Raw genomic sequence first — 4,050 nt, 5'->3', positions numbered from 1 at the left:
GTAAGCGCTGTTCTGACAGCACCTTTCGCGCGTGACCGTGAGGAACGATGTTCGGAGCCTTTAAGGGCTTCGACACATGACGATTTCAGAGCTTACGCTTAAGTCCAATGATGAAGAGCCGGTTCGCCGGCTGGAGATCTTCACCGGCTCCGGTCGGCGGCGGGAATGGCTGCCGGATGAGAAGGCACGGATCGTGGCGGAAAGCTACGAGGTCGGCGAGACCGTGAGCGCGGTGGCCCGGCGATATGCCTTGTCCCCGCAGCAATTGTTCGCGTGGCGTCGGGCTGCTCGTCAGCCGTCGATGGCATCGCCGGCGCCCGAACCGCTCTTTGTTCCGGTGGTGGTGAAGACGCCGCCTTCGGGACCCGCGCCGACGCGTCCAGCACAGCCACGGAAGCGGAAAGCGACCCGCGACGCTGGCGTGATCGAGCTTGAGATCGACGGCATCGCCATGCGGGTCGGCCGTGGCGCCGATGCCAAGACGGTTGCGGCGGTGATCCGTGCGCTGAAGGCAACGTCGTGATCGGGCCGACGGGCGCCGTCAAGGTCATGGTGGCGACGAAGCCGGTGGACTTCCGCAAGGGGGCGGAAGGGCTGGCCGCGTTGGTGCGCGAGACGATGGATGCCGATCCGTTCAGCGGTGCAGTCTATGTCTTCCGCGCGAAACGGACGGATCGGATCAAGCTGATCTTCTGGGACGGCACCGGCGTCTGCCTCTATGCGAAGCGTCTGGAGGATGGCGAGTTCCGCTGGCCGAAAGTGCAGGATGGCGTGATGCGGCTGACGGCCGCTCAGTTGTCGGCGCTGCTTGAGGGGCTTGATTGGCGGCGCGTCCATGAAGCCCGCCGGACGCTCGCTCCGGCGCAGGCGGGTTGATCCGCGACCAAGTGAATCAGCCCGGATTCCGCTGTCGCCCGGAACTGGCGAATATGGTCTGATCCGATCATGGCGATGACGGCGGACCAGCTTCCCGACGATCCGGATGTGCTGAAGGCGATGGTCCTGGCGCGCGATGCCGAGAATGCCCGCCTGACCCAGATCATCAAGGGATTGCAGCGCCACCGCTTCGGTCGCCGCGCCGAGAGCCTGCCCGAAGATCAACTGCTCCTTGGCCTCGAGGAGGCCGAGCAAATCGAGGCGGCAGGCGAGGAAGAAGCCGAACGTGCCGATCCGGCCAAACGAACGCAGCGCATCGCGAAGAGGCGAGCCAACCGTGGTTCGCTGCCGGAACACTTGCCGCGCATCGAGATGGTCGTCGACATCGAGGACCATGCCTGCCGGTGCTGTCGCAACGGGCTTCATCGGATCGGCGAAGACGTCAGCGAACGACTCGACATCGTGCCGGCGCAGCTGCGCGTGATCGTCGTGCGGCGGCCCAAATATGCGTGTCGCGCCTGCGAGGACGTGGTCGTGCAGGCTCCAGCGCCGGCCCGGCTGATCGAAGGCGGTCTGCCGACCGAGGCGACGGTTGCCCAGGTTCTGGTCTCCAAATATGCCGATCACCTGCCGCTCTATCGCCAGGCGCAGATCTACGCCCGGCAGGGTATCAACCTCGACCGATCCACGCTCGCCGACTGGGTCGGCCGTGCGGCCTGGCATCTGCGTCCAGTCCACGAGCGACTGCTGGAGAAGCTGAAAGCCTCGCCCAAGCTCTTTGCCGACGAGACCACGGCGCCGGTGCTCGATCCCGGCCGCGGCAAGACCAAGACCGGGCAGCTCTGGGCTTACGCCCGCGATGACCGACCATGGAACGGAAGCGACCCACCGGGCGTCGCCTATGTCTATGCGCCGGACCGAAAGGCGGAGCGACCGATCGCTCATCTCGCAGGCTTTGCCGGAATCCTGCAGGTCGACGGATATGGTGGCTATCGGGTGCTCGCCGACAAGAGCGGCGCAACGCTCGCCTTCTGCTGGGCACACGTGCGCCGGCGCTTCTACGAGCTCGCCGCAGCCGGTCCGGCGCCGATCGCGAGTGAGGCGCTCCGGCGCATCGCGGAACTCTATCGCGTCGAGGACGACATCCGCGGCCAGCCGGCAGACGCACGTCTTGCCGTGCGCCAGGAAAGGAGCCGGCCGATCCTGGCCGAGCTCGAGCCGTGGCTGCGCGAGAAGCTCGGCCTGATCAGCCAGAAGACGAAGCTCGCCGAGGCGATCCGTTATACGCTGTCACGCTGGGAGGGACTCTCGCGCTTCCTTGACGACGGCCGCATCGAGATCGACAGCAATACCGTCGAGCGGTCGATCCGCCCGATCGCGCTCAACCGGAAGAACGCCCTCTTTGCCGGCTCTGACGGCGGCGCCGAGCACTGGGCCGTCGTCGCTTCGCTGATCGAGACCTGCAAGCTGAACGACGTCGAGCCGCTCGGCTACCTCGCCGACGTGCTCACCAGGATCGTCAACGGCCACCCAAACAGCCAGATCGACGAGCTTCTTCCCTGGGCCTATCTCGCCGCTCCCAAGCTTAACGCCGTGGCCTGAGACACCGCTTTGCGAATCAATGATTTGCGAGTAGTTGAAGCCCTTTGACCAGGACGTCAACTTTATAACAACGAATTAAGAATCCTGTAAGTCAGTGGCCGGTAATAGCTAATCATGCGATTACCCCGCTCACTCCTGTTTTTTGCTGCCACTGCGATAGCTTTCTTACTGCAGCTATTCCCTTACACAGGCGTGTTCCTAATGGTTTTAGGCGCACCGTTTTGGTCTGTGATTCTAATCAATCTTGGGTTTATTGGCGTCGGCGCTGAAGCGGCAGCAGGCAAGGTGGGGAAAGGCTGGATGATTTTACCGATAGCTTGGTTTGTCGGGTATGCCGGTTACGCGCTCGGGGATCACCAAATACTTTGGAATCTCAAACATCAGATAGCGACGTCAAATGCTGATGTGCTGATTCCTTTCGATCCATCTCGGCAAGCGCTCGTGTTCGAAGGCAGCATTTCAGGCAATTGGTTGGTAAATAACTACGCCTTGCCAGTCGTATACAGACGAAGCGACGAGGAAGGGGAATGGCATTATAGGTCTACCCGCCTCGTAGACCGGACTGAGTGCGATCGAATCCGTCGTGACAAGTCCCTCAGGGGGACTGGCATCAGCGTGTTCGGCTTTCATGACAGAGACGGGTTACTCGGTTCTGGCAAATTCGAAACTCGATTTTGCGACATGGGACAGCCAGAAGATCCGATTTTGCCGGTCGCCCTGGTGCGCCGCTCTGAATCCAACCGCATCGTTAGCGGCCTGCCCGTCACCGACATCGTGACCACCGTCGCATTGCCAGATGGCTCGGTCTTCTCTCTGAGCGGCGGCCATGCTGCGCCGCTCGGCTGGATACCAAAACTCGTGATGGGTTGCGCGCTTAACTCGGCCGCGCCATCCTGGGATTGCACAGCGGGTTTCGTCCGAGATCGTTTCACCCAGCTAAATGACACTGACTTGCGGTATGGATCAGACGACATCGTACTTGCGCGGGCGCTTGGGCTGAAGCCTGTGGCTCCGTCCGACAGACAGGCTGGCGATCCGAAGCAAGTACGCGCGGACACAGCAGCCGCGCTCAAACGTGTCCTAGACGAACAGACTGCCAATCTCGACCGTGCCTTGAGGGACCCGGGTGCCCAGATTGGCAGCGTACCCTTTCCTGCATTGCGTGGTCGGATGGACATTATCCTGCCCCGTCTCGACGCGATGGTGCTTACGGTCGAACGCGGAGTAGAACTGCGACACAATGCGCGGAGCAATGCGCAACAGATTTTCCATCTAATCATGCAAGCTCCGGCGGACGAGATTGCTCCGTATCGAGCACGACTTGAAGCACTGAAGACCAAGGACAATTGGTTCGTGTTTGCGCCAAATCCGATTGACGTTCGAGCTAACTAATAGCGTCGCAGCATTTCAGCCCAGCGCTGGCGTAGAGAAGGTTGAAACCCGACTATCCGATGGTTGCGCCGAGGTGTTGCGGCCCAACAGTCGGCACTCGCGAATCCTGGAGGTTCGGGCGCAAGGCATCCGCTGCGCCGACTACCAAGGTTGCGTCGTGGCCCGGGAACACCGCTTACG

General features: G+C 61.9%; 4 protein-coding genes. All 4 read left to right on the top strand.

Annotated elements, in window-relative coordinates; genetic code table 11:
- Positions 1-76: 76 nt before the first annotated feature.
- The 4 genes from EOA32_RS34110 (at position 77) to EOA32_RS34095 (ending at position 3,870) form a co-directional block, all read left to right on the top strand.
- On the top strand, positions 77-523 hold the full coding sequence (locus EOA32_RS34110) for a transposase (protein WP_128374057.1): 447 nt from the start codon (positions 77-79) through the stop codon (positions 521-523).
- Positions 520-876 (top strand): IS66 family insertion sequence element accessory protein TnpB, encoded by a 357-nt coding sequence (gene tnpB / locus EOA32_RS34105; RefSeq protein WP_128374056.1) that lies wholly within the window; start codon positions 520-522, stop codon positions 874-876. The genes EOA32_RS34110 and tnpB overlap by 4 nt, the downstream gene beginning before the upstream one ends.
- A gap of 69 nt (positions 877-945) precedes the next feature.
- The gene (locus tag EOA32_RS34100) at positions 946-2,478 is read left to right on the top strand and encodes an IS66 family transposase (RefSeq protein ID WP_128374055.1); all 1,533 of its coding nucleotides are present in this window, start codon (positions 946-948) and stop codon (positions 2,476-2,478) included.
- Between the two features lie 114 nt (positions 2,479-2,592).
- Entirely contained in the window at positions 2,593-3,870 is a 1,278-nt protein-coding gene (locus EOA32_RS34095; protein WP_128374054.1) for a hypothetical protein, read from the top strand.
- Positions 3,871-4,050: the final 180 nt, after the last annotated feature.

This window comes from Mesorhizobium sp. M1A.F.Ca.ET.072.01.1.1 (assembly GCF_004023325.1).
Lineage (GTDB): Bacteria > Pseudomonadota > Alphaproteobacteria > Rhizobiales > Rhizobiaceae > Mesorhizobium.
Note: the sequence above shows the minus strand (reverse complement) of the source record. Positions and strands in the feature narration are given on the sequence as shown.

Coding starts and splice junctions, on each gene's coding strand:
- EOA32_RS34110 (WP_128374057.1), top strand. CDS start 77: ATGACGATTTCAGAGCTTACGCTTAAGTCCAATGATGAAGAGCCGGTT.
- EOA32_RS34100 (WP_128374055.1), top strand. CDS start 946: ATGGCGATGACGGCGGACCAGCTTCCCGACGATCCGGATGTGCTGAAG.
- EOA32_RS34095 (WP_128374054.1), top strand. CDS start 2,593: ATGCGATTACCCCGCTCACTCCTGTTTTTTGCTGCCACTGCGATAGCT.